The sequence below is a fragment of the Fictibacillus sp. 7GRE50 genome (assembly GCF_015903875.1).
GTDB classification, from domain to species: Bacteria; Bacillota; Bacilli; order Bacillales; family Fictibacillaceae; genus Fictibacillus; species Fictibacillus phosphorivorans.
The window spans coordinates 1-1090 of sequence record NZ_JACZDW010000019.1; the positions used below are offsets into that span (position 1 = coordinate 1).

At 47.9% G+C, this 1090-nt stretch carries 9 tRNA genes and 1 rRNA gene; all 10 read left to right on the forward strand.

What is annotated here, in order from left to right:
- Positions 1 to 99 precede the first annotated feature (99 nt).
- The 10 genes from rrf (at position 100) to IHV12_RS22490 (ending at position 1046) form a co-directional block, all read left to right on the forward strand.
- Positions 100 to 215, forward strand: a 5S ribosomal RNA gene (gene rrf, locus IHV12_RS22445).
- 12 nt (positions 216 to 227) lie between these two features.
- Positions 228 to 303: transfer RNA gene (locus IHV12_RS22450), tRNA-Val, on the forward strand.
- A gap of 13 nt (positions 304 to 316) precedes the next feature.
- Positions 317 to 392 (forward strand) — tRNA-Thr (locus IHV12_RS22455).
- Positions 393 to 400: 8 nt separating this feature from the next.
- Positions 401 to 476 (forward strand) — tRNA-Lys (locus tag IHV12_RS22460).
- 9 nt (positions 477 to 485) lie between these two features.
- Positions 486 to 569, forward strand: a tRNA-Leu gene (locus tag IHV12_RS22465).
- Between the two features lie 27 nt (positions 570 to 596).
- Positions 597 to 671 (forward strand) — tRNA-Gly (locus IHV12_RS22470).
- A 20-nt stretch (positions 672 to 691) separates the two neighbouring features.
- Positions 692 to 780, forward strand: a tRNA-Leu gene (locus tag IHV12_RS22475).
- A gap of 7 nt (positions 781 to 787) precedes the next feature.
- Positions 788 to 864 (forward strand) — tRNA-Arg (locus tag IHV12_RS22480).
- A 9-nt stretch (positions 865 to 873) separates the two neighbouring features.
- A tRNA-Pro gene (locus IHV12_RS22485) sits at positions 874 to 950 on the forward strand.
- A 20-nt stretch (positions 951 to 970) separates the two neighbouring features.
- Positions 971 to 1046: transfer RNA gene (locus IHV12_RS22490), tRNA-Ala, on the forward strand.
- Positions 1047 to 1090 lie beyond the last annotated feature (44 nt).

Below are 1090 nucleotides of genomic sequence, written 5' to 3' on the forward strand. Positions count from 1 at the left end.
AAAAAATGATGAAAATCATTTAAAAAATCTCTTGCTTTTAAGAATTACATAGAGTATAATTTTATCTTGTCGAGATAAAAAAATAACTCGCTAATCTGGTCTAGTGATGATGGCAAAGAGGTCACACCCGTTCCCATACCGAACACGGAAGTTAAGCTCTTTAGCGCCGATGGTAGTTGGGGGTTTCCCCCTGTTAGAGTAGGACGTCGCTAGGCTAGATATAAAATGGAGGATTAGCTCAGCTGGGAGAGCACCTGCCTTACAAGCAGGGGGTCGGCGGTTCGAACCCGTCATCCTCCACCATTTATTCTTACTTGCCGGTTTAGCTCAATTGGTAGAGCAACTGACTTGTAATCAGTAGGTTGGGGGTTCAAGTCCTCTAGCCGGCACCATTTTGCACGAGCCATTAGCTCAGTTGGTAGAGCATCTGACTTTTAATCAGAGGGTCGAAGGTTCGAATCCTTCATGGCTCACCATTTATACACGCGGGTGTGGCGGAATTGGCAGACGCGCTAGACTTAGGATCTAGTGTCTTTGACGTGGGGGTTCGAGTCCCTTCACCCGCACCAATTTCCATTTGATAATTAAATAAGTTTGCGGAAGTAGTTCAGTGGTAGAATACAACCTTGCCAAGGTTGGGGTCGCGGGTTCGAATCCCGTCTTCCGCTCCAAAGTTATTGTTATTGTATGTGCCGGGGTGGCGGAACTGGCAGACGCACAGGACTTAAAATCCTGCGGTAGGTGACTACCGTACCGGTTCGATTCCGGTCCTCGGCACCACATACATGCGCCCTTAGCTCAGCTGGATAGAGTGTTTGACTACGAATCAAAAGGTCGGGAGTTCGAATCTCTCAGGGCGCGCCATGTTTTTTACGGGAAGTGGCTCAGCTTGGTAGAGCACCTGGTTTGGGACCAGGGGGTCGCAGGTTCAAATCCTGTCTTCCCGACCATTATAACGAATATGTTATTTGGGGCTTTAGCTCAGCTGGGAGAGCGCCTGCCTTGCACGCAGGAGGTCAGCGGTTCGATCCCGCTAAGCTCCACCATTTTTCAGAAAATGTTTCTGACATTTTCTTTTTTATTGCAAAAA